Source organism: Pseudomonas sp. UC 17F4 (genome assembly GCF_900101695.1).
In the GTDB taxonomy this organism is placed as follows: domain Bacteria; phylum Pseudomonadota; class Gammaproteobacteria; order Pseudomonadales; family Pseudomonadaceae; genus Aquipseudomonas.
In genome coordinates this window covers 1,261,017-1,280,996 of sequence record NZ_FNKV01000001.1, presented here as the reverse complement: position 1 = coordinate 1,280,996, position 19,980 = coordinate 1,261,017, and the positions used below count along the sequence as shown (strand labels likewise).

Below are 19,980 nucleotides of genomic sequence, written 5' to 3'. Positions count from 1 at the left end.
CAGGGCAAGCCCCGGCATCGCGATTGGGGTAAACTGTCGGGCACATTCTTGCGGAGGTGCCCGATGGCTACCGAACGTCACTATTCCCCGCTCGACCGCTTGTTGCTGCAGGCCGACACCGCCATGCGCACCTTGCTGCCCTTCAGCGGCCAGCCTTCCCGGCCGTCGCCGGCGATCATCCAGCCGGATGTCACCCTCGACGAAACCCAGACCCGCCATGTGGCCGGGCTCATGCGTATCAACCATACCGGTGAAGTCTGTGCCCAGGCGCTGTACCAGGGCCAGGCCCTGACCGCCAAGCTGCCCCAGGTTCGCAAGGCCATGGAACACGCCGCCGAAGAAGAAATCGACCACCTGGCCTGGTGCGAACAACGCATTCGCCAGCTCGGCAGCCACCCCAGCGTGCTCAACCCGCTGTTCTACGGTATGTCCTTCGGCATCGGCGCCCTCGCTGGCCTGGTCAGCGACAAGGTCAGCCTGGGTTTTGTCGCCGCCACCGAGCATCAGGTGTGCAAGCACCTGGACGAACACCTGGAGCAAATCCCGGCCGAGGATGAGAAATCCCGGGCGATTCTTGAGCAGATGCGCATCGACGAAGAGCAACATGCCGAATCGGCCCTGGATGCTGGCGGCTTCCGCTTCCCGGCACCGGTCAAGTTCGGCATGAGCCTGATGGCCAAGGTCATGACCAAAAGCACTTATCGTATCTAGGACCACCGATGACGGAACGCTTCGACGCCAAGGACCTGGCCCGCGCAGTCAGCGCCGGCGTTCTGAACCCGGGCCAGGATCAGGCCCTGCTTGAATTTCTCAAGCGCCAGCCGCAAACCCAGGCCAGTTTCCAGCTGGCCCACGTGGCGTTTTACTTCGGCGCCCTGCTGATCATGGCCGCCATGGGCTGGCTGCTCAGTGAAGCCTGGATGCGCGTCGGTGACAGCGCCCTGCTGCTGGTCTCACTGATTTATATCGGCGTACTGACCCTGGGCGCCTTGCTAATGCAACGCCGCGGCCAGGTCATCCCTGCTGGCGTACTTGCTGCGGTGGCAGTGAGCATCGTACCGCTGGCAGTGTTTGCGGCGCAGCGACTCAGCGGTTTCTGGCTACTGGACAACGCCCAGGGCAACTACCACAACTACTACACCTACGTGCAGGACGGTTGGCTGCTGATGGAGGCGGCGACGATACTGGCCGGCTTGTTGATGCTGCGCCTGATCCCGTTTCCGTTCATCGTCATGCCGATTGCCGTGGCCTTGTGGTTCATGTCCATGGACCTGAGCGAATGGTTCTATGGCGAGGCCTTCGACTGGAATCAGCGGCGTACGGTGTCACTGTGGTTTGGCCTGGCGACATTGCTGGTGTTCCTGGTGATCGACGGTCGCACCCGCCAGGACTATGCCTTCTGGGGCTATCTGGCCGGATTGCTGGCCTTCTGGCTCGGCTTGCCGCTGCTGGATACCGACAGTGAATGGGACAAAGCGCTTTATGGTCTGATCAATCTTGGCCTGATGGGCATAGCACTGTTGCTGCGCCGTCCGCTGTTCATGGTCTTTGGTGGCATGGGCGTGGCGATGTACCTGGGTTACCTGTCTTACGAGGTGTTTGCCGAGTCGCTGCTGTTCCCGGTGGTGCTGACCCTGATCGGGTTGGGCGTGATTGGCTTGGGGCTTTTCTATCAGAAGCACCGCGAGGCTTTGAGCAGCCGTTTGCAGGCGCGATTGCCGCAAGGCTTGCTGAAGCTGCTGCCGGGGTTGCGCCACTGATGATCCGGTTATTTTGCCTTCGCTTGCTGCAAAGCCTGGGGCTGGTGCTGGTGGCTTATCTGTTCGTGTGCCTGCTGACCGCCGGCATGAGCGGGGAACCCTTTAGCCTGAAACTGCCTGACATCTCCCAACCTGATGGCAACAGTGCCGTCGACCTGTGGGTGTTCTCACTGCCCGGGCAACTGCTGTTGCTGCTGGCCGGCTGCTTCATTCACAGGCAGCGCCTGCTTGCCTTGGCCTTTGTGCTATCGGCCGCGCTGACGGCCTGGCTGCAGTGCCTGATATTTGCCGACGCCTTTGGCAATACCTGGAGTAGCGCAGAAATCGTCGGTTTGCTCGTCTTCAACCTGCACTGGTTGGTGGTGGCGCTGGTTCCGGGGCTGGCCTGGCTGATCGGGCTGGAGCGCCTGCGCCGTTAGCCCGCCCCCACAGGAGCGGGCTTGCTGGTAATCAACCGAGCTCGACAATCTCGTAGCTGTGGGTGATCTCAACACCGGCCCGGCCGAGCATGATCGAGGCCGAGCAATACTTCTCTGCCGACAGCTCGACCGCACGCTTGACCTGGGCTTCTTTCAGGCCACGGCCCTTGACCACGAAATTCAGGTGGATTTTGGTGAATACCTTCGGGTCTTCGCTGGCGCGCTCGGCTTCAAGGAAAGCTTCGCAGCTCTCTACTGCCTGGCGGGATTTCTTCAGGATGCTGACCACATCGAAGTTGCTGCAGCCACCCAGGCCCAATAGCAGCATTTCCATGGGCCGTACACCCAGGTTGCGGCCACCGGCCTCGGGCGGGCCATCCATCACGACCACATGGCCACTGCCCGATTCGCCCAGAAACATGGCTTCACCTGCCCACTGGATACGCGCCTTCATTACCTGGACTCCCTTGATTGAAAAAAGGCTGCCAGCTTAGACCCTGCGAGCCCGGCGGAAAAGCTCAAGCGCATGAGTAAATCTGCCGATAGAAGGACAAGTGTCTGATAAGCTGACGCCAAATCACTGGCGCTTATCGCCAGACTATCTATAAAAGAAATTGAAGCGTCGCCTCCTGACCGGGATCCAGCCATGGTTGCATCAGCCCTTCCAGCCAAGATCAAGAACATCGACAAGCTGCTGGTCCATTGCCAGCGCCGCCGCTATGCGGCCAAGAGCAACATCATCTGCGCCGGTGACAAGGCCGAAACCCTGTCCTTTATCGTCAAGGGCTCGGTGACCATCCTTATCGAGGATGACAACGGCCACGAAATGATCATCGCCTACCTCAACAGTGGCGACTTTTTCGGCGAGCTGGGGCTGTTTGAACCAGCCGGCCAGGAACACCAGCGCAGCGCCTGGGTGCGGGCCAAAAGCGAATGTGAAGTTGCAGAAATCAGCTACGAAAAATTCCGTGAACTGGCGCGTCACGACCCGGACATTCTCTATGCCCTGGGCAGCCAGATGGCCCAACGCCTGCGCAACACCACGCGCAAGGTCGGCGACCTGGCCTTCTTCGACGTCACCGGCCGGGTAGCCCGCTGCCTGCTGGAGTTGTGCAAGCAGCCAGACGCCATGACCCACCCCGACGGCATGCAGATCAAGATCACCCGCCAGGAAATCGGCCGCATCGTCGGTTGTTCGCGGGAGATGGTTGGCCGCGTCCTCAAGGATCTCGAAGAGCGCAGCCTGGTACACGTCAAGGGCAAGACCATGGTGGTCTTCGGTACCCGTTAATCGCGGGCGATGCCTTTGATCACTTCGGCATAGGCCTGGCCAAGGCGCTCGAGCAGTGGCGCCTCGGGTACCACCTCGTGCAAAGCGATGTGGCTGTCGGCCAGGCAGCGCTGCTCCAGCTCGCAGCATTCGTTGAAGCGGTTGACCGCCGCCACCATCGACTCGCGCTCGTTATCCAGCAGCAACGCACCATGAACCAACACCACCGGGCGCTTGCCACCCAGGCCCTGGCGCCAGCGCTGGGCAGTGCCGACCAGTTTGCGACCGTTAAGGTTGACGTTGTAGCGGCCATCGCAGAACGCCCCTTCGATTTCCCCCACCGATGCCATCCCGCCCCATTCGCGCAGCACATCACACAGCGGCAGGCACAGGCGCTCGTAGGCGTTTTCGATACGGCCGTGATCACCTTCGCTTTTTGGTGCGACGTAAACCAGGGCGATGTTGAGCACCGCCGGCGACTGCGGCACTGGCTCACCACCGGTTTCGCGCAGCAGCACCGGCCAACCGGCAATCGCAAGCTCGGCGCAGGCCGCCTCGAAGCCTTCGAGGCGGCTCATGCGCCGGGGCATGACCAGGGCATGATCGGTCGGTCGCCAGAACAACAGGCCATGATCCTTTTCGCCCTTGCATACCGCCGCCAGCAGCTCCTGTTCGGCGTGCAGCCCGGCCTCGACAGTGACATCAAGCACTTGATCAGTCATCGCATTAACCTTGTAGAGACAAAAAAGCCGGCATCGCCGGCTTCAGAGTTGAATCAGTCCAGGCCTTGCACCGGGTTCTGCACCACACGCTCCGGGAAGAACAGGCGCTGCAGCTCCAGCCCCGGGTGCTCGGCGCGCATGAACGCTTCGCCGACCAGGAAGGAGTAGACCTCGTTGATTTCCATCAGCTCGACGTCGGCGCGGTTGAGGATGCCGCTCTCGGTGATGGCCAGGCGATCACGGGGGATGCGCGGCAGCAGGTCGAGGGTGGTTTCCAGGCTGACTTCAAAGGTGTGCAGGTTGCGGTTGTTGACGCCCACCAGCGGCGTGTCGAGAGTCTTCAGCGCCCGCTCCAGCTCGTCGCCGTCGTGCACTTCGACCAGCACATCAAGGCCCACGCCTTTTGCCGTCGCGGCCAATTCGGCCATCTTCACGTCATCCAGCGCGGCAACGATCAACAGCACACAGTCGGCGCCCAGGGCCCGGGCTTCGACGATCTGATAAGGATCGATCATGAAGTCCTTGCGAATCACCGGCAGCTTGCACGCGGCGCGCGCCTGTTGCAGGTAGATGTCGCCGCCCTGGAAGTAATCGACGTCGGTCAGCACCGACAGGCAGGTTGCCCCGCCCTTCTCGTAACTGACGGCAATGTCGGCCGGAATGAAGTTTTCGCGGATCACGCCCTTGCTTGGCGAGGCTTTCTTGATTTCGGCAATGACTGCAGGCTGCTTGCGCTTGGCCTGTTCGATAAGGGCCTTGGCAAAACCGCGTGGCGCATCGGCAGCGGCCGCCAGGCGTTCAAGCTCGGCAAGGCTGACACGGGCGCTGCGCTCGGCGACTTCTTCGACCTTGCGCGCCAGAATGTTTTCCAGAACCGTCGGCACACTCATCCTTCATTCTCCTGCTTGAATACCGCGGTAAAGGCACCGAGCTCTTCGAGTTTTTCCCGGGCAAGGCCAGTGTGCAATGCGTCGTGAGCCAGCTCCACGCCCTGCTTGAGGCTCATGGCGTGGTCGGCGGCGTACAGTGCGGCGCCGGCGTTGAGCACAATCATTTCCGCAGCCTTCTGGCCGTTCTCGGTCTTGCGCCGGCCCAGGGCATCGCGGATCAGCTCCAGCGACTTGGCCGGGCTCTCCACGGCCAGGCCATGCAGGCTCTGGCTTTTCATGCCGAGGTCTTCGGGCTCGACCCAGTACTCGCTGATCTGGTCGTTCTTGAGTTCAGCAACGAAGGTTGGCGCCGACAGGCTGAATTCGTCCAGGCCATCTTTCGAATGCACCACCAGCACATGCTTGCTGCCCAGGCGTTGCAGCACTTCAGCCAGTGGGCGGCACAGTGCCTGGGTGAACACGCCGACGACCTGGTGCTTGACCCCGGCCGGATTCGTAAGCGGGCCGAGCATGTTGAACAGGGTACGCAAGCCCAGGTCACGACGCGGGCCGGCGGCGTATTTCATCGCCTTGTGGTGGGTCTGGGCAAACATGAAGCCAATGCCGACGCTGTCGATGCAGCGTGCAACCTGCACCGGCGTCAGGTTCAGGTAGATGCCAGCGGCTTCCAGCAGGTCGGCGCTGCCACTCTTGCCCGAGACCGCACGGTTACCGTGCTTGGCCACGGTGCAACCGGCGGCGGCGACGACGAAGGCCGATGCGGTGGATACGTTGAAGATGTTGGCGCCATCACCGCCAGTGCCGACCACGTCGACCACCTGGTCGAGGGTGTTGAGCTCGACTTTGTCGGCCAGCTCGCGCATCACCGACACGGCACCGACAATTTCATCGATGCTCTCGCTCTTCATGCGCATGCCCATCATGAAGGCGCCGATCTGCGCCTCGGTGCATTGGCCGGTCATGATTTCGCGCATGACATCGCGCATTTCTTCGGTGCTCAGGTCCAGGTGGCCGACGATGCGGCTCAGCGCGCTCTTGATATCCATGTTCGATCCTTAACGGCGGCCGCCGGTCTGCTTGAGGAAATTGGCGAACAGCTCGTGGCCCTGCTCGGTGAGGATCGATTCGGGGTGGAACTGCACCCCTTCGATGTTCAGCTCTTTATGGCGCAGGCCCATGATCTCGTCCACCGAGCCGTCTTCAAGGGCGGTCCAGGCGGTCAGTTCCAGGCAATCGGGCAGGGTTTCGCGCTTGACCACCAGCGAGTGGTAACGGGTGACGGTCAGCGGGTTGTTGAGGCCGGCAAACACGCCCTGGTCCTTGTGCAGCACCGGGCTGGTCTTGCCATGCATCACCTGGCGGGCGCGCACGACTTCACCGCCGAAGGCCTGGCCGATGGACTGGTGGCCCAGGCATACCCCGAGGATCGGCAGCTTGCCGGCAAAATGCTTGATGGCCTCCAGCGACACACCGGCTTCGGTCGGGGTGCAGGGGCCAGGGGAAACGACAATGCGCTCGGGGTTAAGGGCTTCGATCTGGGCGATGGTCAGTTCGTCATTGCGAATGACCTTGACCTCTGCACCCAGCTCGCCGAGGTATTGCACGACGTTGTAGGTAAAGGAGTCGTAGTTGTCGATCATCAGTAACATCTGGGTTCAACCTCTTGCATCTACTGACTTTGAATACATGCCTTTCGATGTGCCTGTGCTCGGTGCTACAGGTGCGAGCTTCCCGGTGCACACCAGCAAGCGCCGGTTACAGCAGGTAAAGCATTCAGAAAGGCAAAGCGGTACAGGGCCGGCTAACCGGCAAGAGATAAAGTCAGGCGCGCCAACGCCAACGGGCGTGGGCCTTGATAACGCGCATCAAGAGTTTGCTGACGATCAACACGGGGTAGGTCTCGTTCATACGTTCCCGCACAGTAGCCTACCGGCGCGGTCCACGCAATATGACGGTGGCATGCCGAAACGCTTTAGCGATGGAAGACGCGCGGAATGTTTTGCTAACGTCGTAAGGCGTCATCCGATAACAACAACGAAAAAGGATCTTTGCGATGTTGAACGCGCGCTCCCTGTTGCCTTGTGCATTCTCGCTGCTGGCCCTGGCCTGCTCCAGCGTCCATGCCGCCCCCTCCCCTTACTCAACTCTGATCGTCTTCGGCGACAGCCTTGCCGATGCCGGGCAGTTCCCCGACAGCAATGGCCCGGCGGGCTCCACCCAGCGCTTTACCAACCGGGTCGGGCCAACATATGCCAACGGCGAAGCCTTCGGCGCGGTTTCGCCCATGCTGCTCGGTGCCCAGCTGGGTGTTGCTGCGGCCGACCTGGGCGCTTCGACCTCGCCAGTCAATGCCGCGCTGGGTCGCCCGGACGGCAACAACTGGGCAGTGGGTGGTTACCGTACCGACCAGATTCTCGACTCGATCACCGGTACTTCCGACGTGATCATTCCACCGGGCAACCCCGGCGCCGGCACCGTGCTGCGCGAACGCCCGGGCTATCTGGCCGGTGGTCTGCGCGCCGACCCCAACGCGCTTTACTACCTGACCGGTGGCGGCAACGACTTCCTCCAGGGCCAGATCACCAGCCCGGCAACCGCCGCAGCTGCCGCCAATCGCCTGGCCGCCAGCGCCCAGGCCCTGCAACAGGGTGGCGCGCAGTACATCATGGTCTGGCTGCTGCCCGACCTGGGCCTGACTCCGGCCATCAACGGCACGCCGATGCAGGGCCCGGCTTCGCAGTTAAGCAGTATCTTCAACCAGCAACTGGTCGGCCAGCTGAGCCAGATTGATGCACAGGTTATTCCGCTCAATGTGCCGTTGCTGCTCCAGGAAGCCCTGGCTGCTCCGACGCAGTTCGGCCTGGCCAGCGGGCAGAACCTGGTCGGTACCTGTTTCAGCGGCAATGGCTGTGTGCAGAACGCAACCTACGGCATCAACGGTGCCACGCCCGACCCGAGCAAGCTGCTGTTCAACGATTCGGTCCACCCCACCAGTGCTGGGCAGGAGCTGATCGCCGACTACGCGTTTTCGATTCTTTCCGCCCCTTGGGAGCTGACGCTGTTACCAGAAATGGCCCACGCTAGCCTGCGCGCGCACCAGGATGAACTGCGCAACCAATGGCAAGGCCGCTGGCAGCCGGTTGGCCAATGGCAGGCCATCGTAGCCGCCGGGGGGCTGAACCTGGATATCGACAGCCAGCGCAGTTCGGCCAGCGCCGACGGCCATGGCTATAACCTGACCCTGGGCGGCAGCTATCGTCTGGACGAGGCCTGGCGTATTGGCGTGGCCACAGGCGTGTACCAGCAGAAGCTCGAAGCCGGCGAGCAAGACTCCGACTACAAGCTCGACAGCTACCTGGCAACCGCTTTCGTGCAGTTCCAGCAGAACCAGTGGTGGGCCGATGCCGCGCTGACCGGCGGGCACCTGGACTACAGTGACTTGAAGCGCACCTTCGCCCTGGGGGTAAATGATCGCAGCGAGAAAGGTGATACCGATGGCGAACTGTGGGCCTTCGCCGCACGCCTGGGTTATGACCTGGCAGCGCCCGGCAGCCAGTGGAGCCTTTCGCCGTTTGTCAGCGCCGATTATGCGCGGGTGAAAGTCGATGGCTATTCGGAGAAAGGCAGCCGCGCCACTGCCCTGAGCTTTGACGATCAGGACCGCGAATCACGACGCCTGGGCCTGGGCTTGCAGGGCAAGTACCAGGCCGGGCCCAGCACCTTGCTGTTCGCCGAAGTCGCTCACGAGCACGAGTTCGAGGACGACCAGCAGGACCTGACCCTCCACCTCAACAGCCTGCCGGGCAACGACTTCACCCTGACCGGCTACACCCCGCAGAGCAATCTGAACCGGGCAACCCTGGGTCTGAGCCAGAGCTTGGCACCGGGCCTGGCCCTGCGCGGCAGCTACAACTGGCGCAAGAGCGACGAGCTGACCCAACAGGGGGTCAGCCTGGCATTGAGTCTGGAGTTCTAGGGAAGGGAACAGCGCCTGCTACCAACAGGCGCCGTGGATCAGGCTCAGTTGCGTGGCGTCTGCTCGGCCAGCGCCACCGCACGGAACATCGCCCGGCGCTTGTTGATGGTTTCTTCCCACTCAAGCGCTGGCACCGAGTCGGCAACAATGCCGCCACCGGCCTGCACGTGCAGCTCGCCGTCCTTGATCACCGCGGTACGGATGGCAATTGCGGTATCCATGTTGCCGTTCCAGGCAAAATACCCCACCGCACCACCGTAGACGCCGCGTTTGACCGGCTCCAGCTCGTCGATGATTTCCATGGCGCGGATTTTCGGCGCGCCGGACAAGGTGCCCGCCGGCAGGATGGCACGCAGGGCATCCATGGCGCTCAAGCCCTGCTTCAGCTCGCCGGTGACGTTGGACACAATGTGCATGACGTTGGAATAACGCTCGATCACCATCTTCTCGGTGACTTTGACCGAGCCGGTTTCCGACACCCGGCCAGCGTCGTTGCGGCCCAGATCGATGAGCATCAGGTGCTCGGCGATTTCCTTGTCGTCAGACAGCAAGTCTTCTTCCAGCGCGCGATCAGCCTCTTCGGTGGCGCCGCGTGGGCGGGTACCGGCGATCGGGCGCACGGTGACCAGGTTGTCTTCGACCCGTACCAGCACTTCCGGAGAGCTGCCTACTACGTGGAAGTCGCCGAAGTTGAAGAAGTACATGTATGGCGTCGGGTTGAAGCAGCGCAGCGCCCGGTACAGGTCGATCGGCGCGGCCTTGAAGTCGATGGACATACGCTGCGACGGCACCACCTGCATGCAGTCGCCAGCGAGGATGTATTCCTTGATGGTATCGACCGCACGTTCGTAGTCGCTCTGGGTAAAGCTTGAGCGGAACTCAGGTTCTGCCGGCAACGGCCCACCCAGATCGAGGCCGCGACGCGGGGCGATAGGCTGGCGCAGTTGCTCAAGCAGGCCTTCGAGCCGGGCCAGGCCGTTTTCGTAAGCGTCTTGTTCAGCCGGATCGGCGAGGACAATGGCGTGCATCTTGCCGGCCAGGTTGTCGAACACCACCACGGCATCGGAGACCATCAGCAAGATGTCCGGCACGCCCAGCGGATCAGGGTTCGGGCACTTGCCCAGGCGCCGCTCGACATAACGCACGCAGTCATAACCGAAGTAGCCGACCAGGCCGCCGTTGAAGCGCGGCAGGCCGGCGATGGTCGGCACCTGGTAGCGCTCCTTGAAAGCTTCGACGAAGGCCAGCGGATCTTCCACTTCATGCTGCTCGATCAATTCACCATCATGGGTGATCCGCACCTGGTGATCGTGCACACGCAACACGGTGCGGCACGGCAGGCCGATGATCGAGTAACGCCCCCACTTCTCGCCGCCCTGCACCGATTCGAGCAGGTAGGAGTTGGCGTGGTCAGCCAGTTTCAGGTAGATCGACAGCGGCGTGTCGAAGTCGGCCAGGGTCTCGCAGGCCAGGGGAATGCGGTTGTAGCCGGCAGCGGCCAGGCGCAGGAATTCTTCGCGGGTCATGATAGCCTCGTGGCAAGCAGCAGATGGGTCAGGCAGGCAAGCAGGCCGGCGCGGGCCGGCGGATAGCAGTCAGGCGCGCCAACGCCAGCGGGCCAGGGCCTTGATGACTTTCATCCAGAGTTTGCCGATAACCGCCACGATGGAATCTCGATCTGAGGGGGATTGAACGTCCGCCAACGTTATCCCAGTGGCCGGATCTAAGCAACCAGGCAACAGCGCGCGCAGGTCGTCGATGACCAGGCACGGCGCCTCTTCGCTGATCGGCCGGCCATGGTTGTAGCCATAGGTCAGGCCAACGCATTTGACCCCGGCAGCCTTGGCCGCCAGCACGTCGCTGCGCGAGTCGCCAACGAACAGCGCCTGCTCGGGCTCGACGCTGGCCATTTTCATCACGAACAGCAAGGCAGCCGGATCGGGCTTTTTCTGCGGCAGGGTGTCGCCGCCGATGATCCAGCGGAAATAACGGCCGATTTTCATCTGGTCAAGCAAAGGTGCAACGAAGCGCTCGGGCTTGTTGGTGATCAGAGCCATTTCCACGCCCTGCTTGTGCAACCACTTGAGGGTGTCGCGCACGCCGGGGTAGACCACCGTCAGCTCATGGCTTTCGGCGTAGGCCTGCATGAACAGCTCCAGGCCCCGTTCGGCTTCGTCGTCATCCACTGCGCCATGCTCGATGCCACCGGCCAGCGCGCGGCGCACCAGCACCGGCGCACCATTGCCGACCCAGTGGCGTACCGCCTCAAGGCCAGCGGGCGGGCGGCCCATTGCGAGCAGCATGTTATCCACCGCCGCTGCCAGGTCCGGTACCGAATCGATCAGGGTACCGTCCAGATCAAACATCACCAGTTTGGGCAGGGCGCCGGGGAACAGCTGCTCGAAGCCACTCATGGGCGGGCCAGGGCCAGTTCGGCGTGCATCTTGGCAATCACCTCACGGTAGTCCGGGGTGTTGAAGATCGCCGAACCGGCGACGAAGGTGTCGGCGCCAGCAGCAGCGATTTCACGGATGTTGCCGACGTTGACGCCACCGTCGATTTCCAGGCGGATATCACGGCCGCTGGCGTCGATCAGCGCGCGGGCTTCGCGCAGCTTGTCGAGGGTGCCGGGGATGAATTTCTGGCCACCAAAGCCTGGGTTGACGCTCATCAACAGGATCATGTCGACCTTGTCCATCACGTACTTGAGGGTGTCTAACGGAGTCGCCGGGTTGAATACCAGGCCGGCCTTGCAACCGCCGTCGCGAATCAACTGTAGCGAACGATCGATGTGCAGGGTGGCTTCCGGATGGAAGGTAATGTAGCTGGCGCCGGCTTCGATGAAGTCACCGATAATGCGGTCGACCGGGCTGACCATCAAATGCACGTCGATCGGTGCAGTGATGCCGTACTTGCGCAGGGCGGTGCAGACCATCGGGCCGATGGTCAGGTTGGGCACGTAATGGTTGTCCATTACATCGAAGTGAACGATGTCGGCACCCGCGGCCAGGACATTGTCGACTTCCTCGCCGAGGCGGGCGAAGTCGGCAGAAAGAATCGAGGGGGCAATAGCGTAGGGCTGCATGGCGCACCTGTAGGCAGAATCACAGTGGCGCGCATTGTACCTCAGGCAAACGCTCAGGGGCTGACCGGTATCAAGGCGGTCGACGGGTGCTCATCGCGGGGCCAGTCGACTCGACTCGCCCCGCGAACGATCTCAACCCGGCTGCTGGGTACGCAGCTTCTCGCTGCGCCCACGCAACCACTCCAGGGTCAGCAACAGCACCACCGAGAAGGCAATCAGCAAGGTTGCAGCGGCGGCGATGGTCGGGCTGAGGTTCTCGCGGATGCCGCTGAACATCTGCCGTGGCAGGGTCGCCTGCTCGGGGCCGGCGAGGAACAGGGTGACCACCACCTCGTCAAAAGACGTGGCAAAAGCGAACAGCGCCCCGGAGATCACCCCCGGCGCAATCAGCGGCAGGGTAACCCGCCGGAAGGTGGTCAGCGGCGAGGCGCCCAGGCTGGCGGCGGCACGCACCAGGTTATGGTTGAAGCCCTGCAGGGTCGCCGAAACGGTGATGATGACGAACGGCACGCCCAACACCGCATGCACCAGGATCAACGAGATAAAGCTGTTGCCCATGCCCAGCGGAGCAAAGAACAGGTAGCTGGCCACACCGATGATCACCACCGGCACCACCATGGGCGAAATCACCAGGGCCATGATCAGCGACTTGCCGGGGAAATCACCGCGGGTCAGGCCGATCGAAGCCAGGGTGCCGAAGATCATCGCCAGCACCGTGGCCGCCGGGGCGACGATGATGCTGTTCTTCAGCGCGCGCATCCACTCGGCGGAGGCGAAGAAGTCGTGGTACCACTGCAGCGAAAAGCCCTGCAGCGGGTAGACCAGGAAGCTGCCGGAGTTGAACGACAGCGGAATGATCACCAGCACCGGCAACACCAGGAACAACAGGATCAGCCCGCAAAGGATGCGCAAGCTGTAGAACCAGACCCGCTCGACGGGCGACATGTAGGGGCTCAGCATGACAACGCTCCTCAGCTCAGGCGCAGGCGGCTGGCGCCGACCAGCCAGCTATAGATCAGGTAAAGCAGCACGGTGGCCAGCAACAGCAGGCCGCCCAGCGCGGTCGCCATGCCCCAGTTGATGCTGGTGTTGGTGTAGAAGGCCACGAAGTAGCTGACCATCTGGTCGTTGGGGCTGCCGAGCAGCGCCGGGGTGATGTAGTAGCCGATGGCGAGGATGAACACCAACAGGCAGCCCGCGCCTACGCCGGCGTAGGTTTGCGGGAAGTACACCCGCCAGAAGCTGGCAAACGGATGACAGCCCAGGGATATCGCCGCACGCATGTAGGTGGGCGAGATGCCCTTCATCACGCTGTAGATCGGCAGGATCATGAACGGCAGCAGAATGTGCACCATGGAGATGTACACCCCGGTGCGGTTAAACACCAGTTCCAGCGGTTTGTCGATGATGCCCATGGCCATCAGCGCGCTGTTGATCAGCCCGCCCGATTGCAGCAGCACGATCCAGGCCGCGACCCGCACCAGAATCGAGGTCCAGAACGGCAGCAGCACCAGAATCATCAGCAGGTTGCTCTGCCGGGTCGGCAGGTTGGCCAGCAGGTAGGCCAGCGGATAGGCCAGCACCAGGCAGATGGCGGTGATGACGAAGCCCATCCACAGGGTACGGGTGAAGATGTCCAGGTAAATGGCCTGGTCCGGGGTGGCCTTGGCCAGCTCGCCGAGGTCATCGATACGATGGTCCAGGGCCGCCAGCAGGTAGAACGGGGTGACGCTACTGGTGTTACGGCGGATCGCCTGCCAGTAGGCCGGATCGCCCCAGCGCTCGTCCAGTTCCTGCAGGGCTTCTTTATAGGAAGCCGGCTCGGTCTTGAACGGCAACGCCCGCGCGGTCTTGGCCAGCAGGCTGCGATAGCCGGCCAGCTCCATGTTCAGACGCTTGGAGGTATCGCCCAGGGTCTGGTTCTTGCGTGCTTGCGCGAGGTCTTCGCTTAGCGCCTTATATACCGCCTCCCCTGGCAGGCCCTTGCCGTCCCACTCGGCCACAGCCGTCACAGTCAGCGGCAAGCCGCCGACCACTTCCGGGTTGCCCACGCTCTTGTACAACAGCGCGGCAATCGGCACGAGGAACACCAGCAGCAGAAACAGCGCCAGCGGTGCGATCAGCGCTTGCGCCTTCCAGCGGTTGACCCGCTCGGCACGCTTGAGACGCTGCTTGAGGTTGGAACCGGCGCCTTCATTCAGGGGCACTGCGATGGCCATAGCGAACTCCGAAATCTTGAGAACAAGGAGCGCCGGCGGCAAGCCGGCGCCCCATCAGCAGCCCTTACTTGGCAGCCCAGGCGTTGAAGCGTTGCTCCAGCTGCTCGCTGTTGTCGGCCCAGAACGCCACGTCGATCTGCACCTGGTTGGCGATGTTTTCCGGGGTGGTCGGCATGTCTTTCTTGATCTCGTCGGACAGCAGCGCGACGGCCTTGGAGTTGGCCGGGCCGTAGGCGATGTTCTCGGAGTAGGTCTTCTGCTGTTCAGGCTGGACCGAATAGGCGATGAATTTCTTTGCCTCTTCAACATCCTTGGCGCCTTTGGGGATGGCCCAGGCGTCGAAGTCGTAGATACCGCCGTTCCATACGACTTTCAGGTTGCTCTCTTTTTGCACCGCGGCAATCCGGCCGTTGTAGGCCGAGCTCATGACCACGTCACCCGAGGCCAGGTACTGCGGCGGCTGGGCACCGGCTTCCCACCACTGGATGCTCGGCTTGAGCTCGTCGAGTTTCTTGAAGGCGCGGTCCTGGCCTTCTTTGGTGCCAAGCACCTTGTAGACGTCCTTGGGCGCAACGCCGTCGGCCATCAGGGCAAACTCCAGGGTGTACTTGGCGCCTTTGCGCAGGCCGCGCTTGCCCGGGAACTGCTTGGTGTCCCAGAAGTCGGCCCAGCTGGTCGGCGCGGTCTTCAGTTTGTCGGCGTTGTAGGCCATGACTGTGGACCAGACGAAGAAGCCGACACCGCACGGCTGGATAGCGCCCTTCACATAGTCGCTTTCGTTGCCGAACAGTGCAGGATCGAGCTCTTCGAACATGCCTTCATCACACCCACGGGCCAGCTCCGGCGACTCGACTTCCACCAGGTTCCACGACACGCTCTTGGTGTCGACCATGGCTTTGACCTTGGCCATTTCACCGTTGTACTCGCCAGCGACGATCTTGCCCTTGCCCGCCTTCTCCCATGGCTCGTAGAACGCCTTGACCTGGGCCGCCTTGTTGGCGCCGCCGAAGGAAATCACGGTCAGGTCGGCCGCCATGGCCTGGCTTGCCGCAAACAGGCCCAGGGTCAGGGCGGTCAACTTCAAGTGCTTGAGCATTATTATTCTCTCCACAGAACAGGGTTGGTGAAGCAAACCTTCAATTGGCTTCCAGCAGAGGATCGAGCGCGCGGGCGTGCTCCACCTGCCAGCCAAGCGGTACCACATCGCCCACGGCCAGGGCCGGGTCGAGTTCGGCAATCGGCTGCTTCACGAAGAAATCGGCCTTGCCGCAGACTTCCAGGCGTACCCGCACGTGGTCGCCCAGGTAGATGAATTCGGCCACGCGCCCGGAGAAACGGTTGACGCAGCTTTCGCTGTGGCCGTTGAGGCGCACGCGCTCGGGGCGGATCGACAGGGTTACCGGCTCGCCGGCCTGGCCGACATTGACCGCCAGCGCCTCGACCTTCTCGCCGCGCGGCAGCAGCACCTGGCAACGCTCGCCATCGTGGCTGAGCAAGCGGCCATTGATGCGGTTGTTTTCGCCGATGAAGTTGGCGACGAAGGTGTTTTTCGGCTCTTCATACAGGGTGCGCGGGTCGGCGATCTGCTGGATCTCGCCCTGGTGGAATACCGCGACGCGGTCGGACATGGTCAGCGCTTCGCCCTGGTCGTGGGTCACGTAGACCACAGTGACGCCCAAGCGCTGGTGCAGGTGCTTGATCTCCATCTGCATGTGTTCGCGCAGTTGCTTGTCCAGAGCGCCCAGCGGTTCATCCATCAGTACCAGCTGCGGCTCGAACACCAGCGCCCGGGCCAAGGCCACCCGTTGCTGCTGGCCACCGGAAAGCTGGCCGGGGTAACGCTGGGCGAAAGCGTCGAGCTGGACCATGTTGAGCACGCGTTTGACCCGCTCGCTGATGTCGGTCTTGCTCAGGTTGCGCACGCTCAAAGGGAAGGCCAGGTTCTCGGCCACGGTCATGTGCGGAAACAGTGCGTAGTTCTGGAACACCATGCCGATGTCGCGCTTGTGCGGCGGCACGTTGTTAATGGAACGGCCAGCCAGCTGGATCTCGCCTGCAGTCGGCGTTTCGAAGCCGGCGAGCATCATCAGGCTGGTGGTTTTGCCGGAACCGGACGGGCCGAGCAAGGTGAGAAACTCACCCTTGCGGATATCCAGGTTGAGGTCTTTGACGATCAGCGATTCGCCGTCGTAGCTCTTCTGCACACCACGGAAGCTGACCAGCACTTCGCCGGTTGCAGCGCTCGAATTCACCTCACTCATACCCGCACCTTTTTGTTGGATGACTGCTGTATCCAAAGCCTAGTGAAGGCGGCAAGCGGCGCAAATCGGCGGTGGAGAGAGATTGATATCAGCAGGATGGAAGGCTTGGGGTAGGGATTGCCCTACAAGAGTGACGTTTTTGGATATGTGCATGGCAGGTTCAATGCTATCGCGGGTCAAGCCCGCTCCCACGGTACCGCCCCCTGTGGGAGCGGGCTTGACCCGCGATGAGCTCAGCGCAATGTCGCTTCTGGAACACTCACAACAACTTGTGCTCCATCGCGTACTTCACCAGTTCCGCCAGCGAGGTGACGTTGAGCTTCTGCATCAGCCGCGCCTTGTGGGTGCTGATGGTCTTGTTGCTCAGCGCCAGTTGCTGGGCAATATCGTTGACGTTAGCGCCCTGGGCCAGGCGCTCGAACACCGAGAATTCGCGCTCAGACAGCAATGAATGCAGCGGCCGGGCATCGGTGAGGCCGACCTCGAAGACCATGCGGTCAGCCAGGTCCGGGTCGATGTAACGCCCGCCACCGGCGACCCGACGAATCGCGGTGAGCAGCAATGCAGGATCACTGTCCTTGGTGGCGTAGCCGGCAGCGCCGACTTTCAGCGCCCGCGCTGCCATCTGCGCTTCGTCGTGCATCGACAGCACCAGGATCGCCGGTGGGTTGTTCAAGGCGCGAATCCGCGGGATCGCCTCCAGGCCATTGACCCCGGGCATGGAAATATCCAGCAGCACCACCTCACACTCGGTATGGCGCAAGGTTTCCAGCAGCTGTTCGCCATTGCCGGCCTCCCCCGCTACCTGCATGTCCTTGGCCAGGCCGATCAACTGCTTGATGCCTTCACGGACAATGGTGTGGTCTTCGGCAACCAGTACTCGAATCACGCAATGCTCCTAATCCAGGGGGATGGCCACGCTCAGGCTGGTGCCCTCGCCCGGCTCGCTTTCCAGGGTCATGCTGCCACCGAGCATCAGCACCCGCTCACGCATACCGACCAGGCCAAAGGACGTTGGCCGACTTTGCTCGAGGACAAACCCTACGCCATCATCGATCACCGTCAGGCGCAGGGTCTGGCCATCGAGACTCAGGCTGATCTGCACAGTATGCGCCTGGGCATGGCGCATGACATTGGTCAGCGCCTCTTGCAGGATGCGGAACAGGCCAATGGCCTTGGCATCACTCAAGGGTGGCAGATTCTCCGGTACCTGCACCAGGCAGGGGATCTGCGTGCGCGCCTCGAAACGCCGGGCCTGCCACTCGATGGCCGAAGCAATGCCGGCATCGAGGATCGGCGGGCGCAAGGCGGTGGCCACATCGCGCACCAGCTGGAACAGCTGGGCGATCAGGCGCTTCATGCTGCCCAGGCGCTCGTTGAGGCCGGGGTCCAGTTCGGCGTAGGCCAGTTCGCACATGGATGTTTCAAGCTTGAGCACCGTGAGCATCTGTCCCAGCTCATCGTGCACTTCCCGGGCAATACGGGCTTTTTCTTCCTCGCGAACGCTTTCCAGGTGCGCCGACAGTTCGCGCAGTTGCTCCTGTGAACGGGCAAGCTCGAGTTCGACCCGCTTGCTCTGGCTGATGTCCCAGACCACTCCGTCCCAGACCACCCGGCCATCCGCCAGGGTGCGGGTACTGGCCTTGATGTCGGCCCAGCGCTGCTCGCCCTGGCGGGTCAGGATCCGCCCTTGCCAGGACCAGTCGCTGTCAGTGGCCAGGGCCAGGTCCTGGACCCGGTGGTAATCGGCGCGGTCGTCAGGGTGCACCAGGTTGCGCAGGCCCATGTCCGGATGCTGCAACGCCGCAGGCGCATAGCCCACCAGGGCTTCACTGCCTTCACTGATGTAGGGGAACTCCAGCTCGCCTTCGGCCGGGTTGCGTTCAAGGCGAAACACCAGGCCGGGTACGTTGCCGGCAATACCCTTGAGCCGTGCCTCGCTCTCGCGCAGCGCCGCCAGGGCGCGCCTGCGTTCGGTGACATCGGCAAGAAACACCACCAGGTATTCGGCATCACGAAAGCGCAGAAAGCTCAGCGACACATCCACCGGCAGCAGGCTGCGATCGGCACGCAGGCACCGGGTTTCAAAATGCTGCGGGGCTTCATCGCTGGCACGGGCACGCTTCCACAGATCGAGCCAGCGGTCCATGTGCAGGTTCGGCTCGAAATCAATCAGCGGCCGATCGATCAGCGCCCCCGAGGGGTATCCGAGCATGCTTTCGGCGGCCCGGTTAGCATAGCGCACATGGCTGTCCCAGTTGACCCAGAGAATGCCCACGGTGCTCTGGTCGATGGAAAACTGGCTCAGGCGCAAGGCTTCTTCGCGGGCCTGGCGCTGGGCCAGGGTGTCGCGGGTGGCCAATAGACTGTGCTCGAGCTGCTGTAGTTGCCGACGCTGCCAAATGACGATGGCCACGCAACTGAGCAGCAGCGCCGCCAGTAACAGACCCAGGTTCTGCCAAAAGCCCGGGGATTCGCTCAGGCGCGGGTATTTAGGCTCCAGCCAGCGCTGGTGGAGTTGCTCCAGGTCCTTGGCCGGAACGGCCTGCAGGCCGCGCTCAAGAATCTCGGCCAGCTCCGGCCAGTCCCGGCGCGAGCCGACCCGCAGCAACTGCGGCAGGCCGATATCACCGACCACCACCAGCTCGCTGAATTCACTTTCCCGAGACAGACGGCTCAACTGCGCTTCATCTACCACGGCAAACCGCGCCTGTTCGCTGAGCACCAGCTGCAACGCCTGGCGTTCCTGAGGCACGCCTTGCAGGTTGAGGTTGGTGTAGGTGGCACGCAGGTAGTCGGCGACAGTGCTGGGCATGCGCACGGCGACCCGATCGGTACTGGCGAGCTTCTCCAGATCAACCGCCACCGCGCCAGTACGCGGGCCGACAATCAATTGCGGCACGCGCATGTAGGGATCGCTGAACAACCACAGGCGCAGGCTGGCAGGTGTCTGGGTCAGACCTGGGGCCAGATCGACTTCGCCGGCCTGCAGCGCATGCTCAAGGGCAGCCTGATCGGTAAAGTTGCGCCAGGTAAGGTCCAGCCCCAGCGAACGGCCAAGCCAGTTCATCAGCTCGACGTTGACCCCATAGAGTTGCTGCAGGCGCCGGTCGAACTGGGCAAAAGGTGCCTGCAACACCAGCCCGACGCGCAGGCTGCGGTGTTGCTCAAGCCATTGCTGCTGGGCCGGCTCCAGCACAACCTGCGCAGGCGCGGCAGGCGAAGCTGCCCCTGTGATCAAGGGCAGGCAAAAACAGCCGATAAGCAACAGGCAGCGCAAAAGCTTCATCTGCACTCTCATCAAGGGTAGGTCGGCCACCGAGCATGGCCGTCCCGAGCAAATACTATTAGGCTGCCGGTATTAATCTGGCCTGGATC

At 62.4% G+C, this 19,980-nt stretch carries 19 protein-coding genes; 5 read left to right on the top strand and 14 right to left on the bottom strand.

Features of this window, described 5'->3' with window-relative positions:
• Nucleotides 1–63 precede the first annotated feature (63 nt).
• From coq7 to BLR26_RS05795, 3 genes are read left to right on the top strand one after another with little or no spacing between them, the layout of a single operon-like run.
• Nucleotides 64–711, top strand: coding sequence for a 2-polyprenyl-3-methyl-6-methoxy-1,4-benzoquinone monooxygenase (gene coq7 / locus BLR26_RS05805; RefSeq protein WP_045199333.1), 648 nt, complete (start codon nucleotides 64–66; stop codon nucleotides 709–711).
• A gap of 8 nt (nucleotides 712–719) precedes the next feature.
• The gene (locus tag BLR26_RS05800) at nucleotides 720–1,760 is read left to right on the top strand and encodes a hypothetical protein (protein ID WP_045199331.1); all 1,041 of its coding nucleotides are present in this window, start codon (nucleotides 720–722) and stop codon (nucleotides 1,758–1,760) included.
• Complete coding sequence (locus BLR26_RS05795) at nucleotides 1,760–2,179, top strand: hypothetical protein (RefSeq protein WP_052676536.1); 420 nt, start codon at nucleotides 1,760–1,762, stop codon at nucleotides 2,177–2,179. The genes BLR26_RS05800 and BLR26_RS05795 overlap by 1 nt, the downstream gene beginning before the upstream one ends.
• Nucleotides 2,180–2,210: 31 nt before the next feature.
• Here BLR26_RS05795 and BLR26_RS05790 read toward each other — a convergent pair whose 3' ends face one another.
• Nucleotides 2,211–2,633, bottom strand: a complete 423-nt coding sequence (locus BLR26_RS05790) for an OsmC family protein (RefSeq protein WP_010221469.1) — start codon at nucleotides 2,631–2,633, stop codon at nucleotides 2,211–2,213.
• A gap of 192 nt (nucleotides 2,634–2,825) precedes the next feature.
• Between BLR26_RS05790 and crp the strand changes: the two genes are divergently transcribed.
• A complete protein-coding gene (crp, locus tag BLR26_RS05785) occupies nucleotides 2,826–3,470 on the top strand; it encodes a cAMP-activated global transcriptional regulator CRP (RefSeq protein WP_045199329.1) in 645 nt (214 codons plus the stop codon).
• Here crp and BLR26_RS05780 read toward each other — a convergent pair.
• The 4 genes from BLR26_RS05780 to BLR26_RS05765 are packed head-to-tail and all read right to left on the bottom strand — an operon-like array spanning nucleotide 3,467 to nucleotide 6,710.
• Nucleotides 3,467–4,171 carry a lipoate--protein ligase family protein gene (locus tag BLR26_RS05780; RefSeq protein ID WP_093378989.1) on the bottom strand — a complete coding sequence of 235 codons (705 nt, stop codon included), beginning with the start codon at nucleotides 4,169–4,171 and terminating at the stop codon, nucleotides 3,467–3,469. The two genes, crp and BLR26_RS05780, sit on opposite strands and share 4 nt — an antisense overlap.
• 53 nt (nucleotides 4,172–4,224) lie before the next feature.
• Nucleotides 4,225–5,061 carry an indole-3-glycerol phosphate synthase TrpC gene (gene trpC / locus BLR26_RS05775; RefSeq protein ID WP_093378986.1) on the bottom strand — a complete coding sequence of 279 codons (837 nt, stop codon included), beginning with the start codon at nucleotides 5,059–5,061 and terminating at the stop codon, nucleotides 4,225–4,227.
• Nucleotides 5,058–6,107 (bottom strand): anthranilate phosphoribosyltransferase, encoded by a 1,050-nt coding sequence (gene trpD / locus BLR26_RS05770; RefSeq protein ID WP_093378983.1) that lies wholly within the window; start codon nucleotides 6,105–6,107, stop codon nucleotides 5,058–5,060. The genes trpC and trpD overlap by 4 nt, the downstream gene beginning before the upstream one ends.
• A 9-nt stretch (nucleotides 6,108–6,116) precedes the next feature.
• Nucleotides 6,117–6,710, bottom strand: coding sequence for an aminodeoxychorismate/anthranilate synthase component II (locus tag BLR26_RS05765; protein ID WP_045199321.1), 594 nt, complete (start codon nucleotides 6,708–6,710; stop codon nucleotides 6,117–6,119).
• A 404-nt stretch (nucleotides 6,711–7,114) separates the two neighbouring features.
• On the opposite strand from BLR26_RS05765, the gene estP reads away from it, so the two are divergent.
• On the top strand, nucleotides 7,115–9,037 hold the full coding sequence (estP, locus tag BLR26_RS05760; RefSeq protein WP_093378980.1) for an esterase EstP: 1,923 nt from the start codon (nucleotides 7,115–7,117) through the stop codon (nucleotides 9,035–9,037).
• Between the two features lie 44 nt (nucleotides 9,038–9,081).
• Here the strand turns inward: estP and trpE are convergent, their stop codons facing one another.
• From trpE to BLR26_RS05715, 9 genes are all read right to left on the bottom strand, one after another.
• Complete coding sequence (trpE, locus tag BLR26_RS05755; RefSeq protein ID WP_093378977.1) at nucleotides 9,082–10,563, bottom strand: anthranilate synthase component I; 1,482 nt, start codon at nucleotides 10,561–10,563, stop codon at nucleotides 9,082–9,084.
• Between the two features lie 69 nt (nucleotides 10,564–10,632).
• Nucleotides 10,633–11,451 (bottom strand): phosphoglycolate phosphatase, encoded by an 819-nt coding sequence (locus tag BLR26_RS05750; RefSeq protein ID WP_045199315.1) that lies wholly within the window; start codon nucleotides 11,449–11,451, stop codon nucleotides 10,633–10,635.
• Entirely contained in the window at nucleotides 11,448–12,122 is a 675-nt protein-coding gene (gene rpe / locus BLR26_RS05745; protein WP_045199313.1) for a ribulose-phosphate 3-epimerase, read from the bottom strand. Before rpe ends, BLR26_RS05750 begins: the two co-directional genes overlap by 4 nt.
• 132 nt (nucleotides 12,123–12,254) lie before the next feature.
• Nucleotides 12,255–13,082 (bottom strand): ABC transporter permease, encoded by an 828-nt coding sequence (locus BLR26_RS05740; RefSeq protein WP_045199311.1) that lies wholly within the window; start codon nucleotides 13,080–13,082, stop codon nucleotides 12,255–12,257.
• Between the two features lie 11 nt (nucleotides 13,083–13,093).
• On the bottom strand, nucleotides 13,094–14,341 hold the full coding sequence (locus tag BLR26_RS05735) for an ABC transporter permease (RefSeq protein WP_045199309.1): 1,248 nt from the start codon (nucleotides 14,339–14,341) through the stop codon (nucleotides 13,094–13,096).
• Nucleotides 14,342–14,405: 64 nt separating this feature from the next.
• The gene (locus BLR26_RS05730; protein WP_093378974.1) at nucleotides 14,406–15,437 is read right to left on the bottom strand and encodes an ABC transporter substrate-binding protein; all 1,032 of its coding nucleotides are present in this window, start codon (nucleotides 15,435–15,437) and stop codon (nucleotides 14,406–14,408) included.
• A gap of 40 nt (nucleotides 15,438–15,477) precedes the next feature.
• A complete protein-coding gene (locus BLR26_RS05725; RefSeq protein WP_038998451.1) occupies nucleotides 15,478–16,602 on the bottom strand; it encodes an ABC transporter ATP-binding protein in 1,125 nt (374 codons plus the stop codon).
• 259 nt (nucleotides 16,603–16,861) lie between these two features.
• A complete protein-coding gene (locus BLR26_RS05720) occupies nucleotides 16,862–17,491 on the bottom strand; it encodes a response regulator (protein WP_093378971.1) in 630 nt (209 codons plus the stop codon).
• A 9-nt stretch (nucleotides 17,492–17,500) separates the two neighbouring features.
• Nucleotides 17,501–19,891, bottom strand: coding sequence for a PAS domain-containing sensor histidine kinase (locus tag BLR26_RS05715; RefSeq protein WP_093378968.1), 2,391 nt, complete (start codon nucleotides 19,889–19,891; stop codon nucleotides 17,501–17,503).
• Nucleotides 19,892–19,980: the final 89 nt, after the last annotated feature.

Excerpts from the sequence above, each read along its gene's own strand:
- estP (WP_093378980.1), top strand. The coding sequence starts at position 7,115 with ATGTTGAACGCGCGCTCCCTGTTGCCTTGTGCATTCTCGCTGCTGGCC.
- BLR26_RS05740 (WP_045199311.1), bottom strand. The coding sequence starts at position 13,082 with ATGCTGAGCCCCTACATGTCGCCCGTCGAGCGGGTCTGGTTCTACAGC.
- BLR26_RS05780 (WP_093378989.1), bottom strand. The coding sequence starts at position 4,171 with ATGACTGATCAAGTGCTTGATGTCACTGTCGAGGCCGGGCTGCACGCC.
- coq7 (WP_045199333.1), top strand. The coding sequence starts at position 64 with ATGGCTACCGAACGTCACTATTCCCCGCTCGACCGCTTGTTGCTGCAG.
- trpE (WP_093378977.1), bottom strand. The coding sequence starts at position 10,563 with ATGACCCGCGAAGAATTCCTGCGCCTGGCCGCTGCCGGCTACAACCGC.
- BLR26_RS05715 (WP_093378968.1), bottom strand. The coding sequence starts at position 19,891 with ATGAAGCTTTTGCGCTGCCTGTTGCTTATCGGCTGTTTTTGCCTGCCC.
- BLR26_RS05790 (WP_010221469.1), bottom strand. The coding sequence starts at position 2,633 with ATGAAGGCGCGTATCCAGTGGGCAGGTGAAGCCATGTTTCTGGGCGAA.
- rpe (WP_045199313.1), bottom strand. The coding sequence starts at position 12,122 with ATGCAGCCCTACGCTATTGCCCCCTCGATTCTTTCTGCCGACTTCGCC.
- BLR26_RS05800 (WP_045199331.1), top strand. The coding sequence starts at position 720 with ATGACGGAACGCTTCGACGCCAAGGACCTGGCCCGCGCAGTCAGCGCC.
- BLR26_RS05730 (WP_093378974.1), bottom strand. The coding sequence starts at position 15,437 with ATGCTCAAGCACTTGAAGTTGACCGCCCTGACCCTGGGCCTGTTTGCG.
- trpC (WP_093378986.1), bottom strand. The coding sequence starts at position 5,061 with ATGAGTGTGCCGACGGTTCTGGAAAACATTCTGGCGCGCAAGGTCGAA.
- BLR26_RS05750 (WP_045199315.1), bottom strand. The coding sequence starts at position 11,451 with ATGAGTGGCTTCGAGCAGCTGTTCCCCGGCGCCCTGCCCAAACTGGTG.
- crp (WP_045199329.1), top strand. The coding sequence starts at position 2,826 with ATGGTTGCATCAGCCCTTCCAGCCAAGATCAAGAACATCGACAAGCTG.
- BLR26_RS05735 (WP_045199309.1), bottom strand. The coding sequence starts at position 14,341 with ATGGCCATCGCAGTGCCCCTGAATGAAGGCGCCGGTTCCAACCTCAAG.
- BLR26_RS05795 (WP_052676536.1), top strand. The coding sequence starts at position 1,760 with ATGATCCGGTTATTTTGCCTTCGCTTGCTGCAAAGCCTGGGGCTGGTG.
- trpD (WP_093378983.1), bottom strand. The coding sequence starts at position 6,107 with ATGGATATCAAGAGCGCGCTGAGCCGCATCGTCGGCCACCTGGACCTG.
- BLR26_RS05765 (WP_045199321.1), bottom strand. The coding sequence starts at position 6,710 with ATGTTACTGATGATCGACAACTACGACTCCTTTACCTACAACGTCGTG.
- BLR26_RS05725 (WP_038998451.1), bottom strand. The coding sequence starts at position 16,602 with ATGAGTGAGGTGAATTCGAGCGCTGCAACCGGCGAAGTGCTGGTCAGC.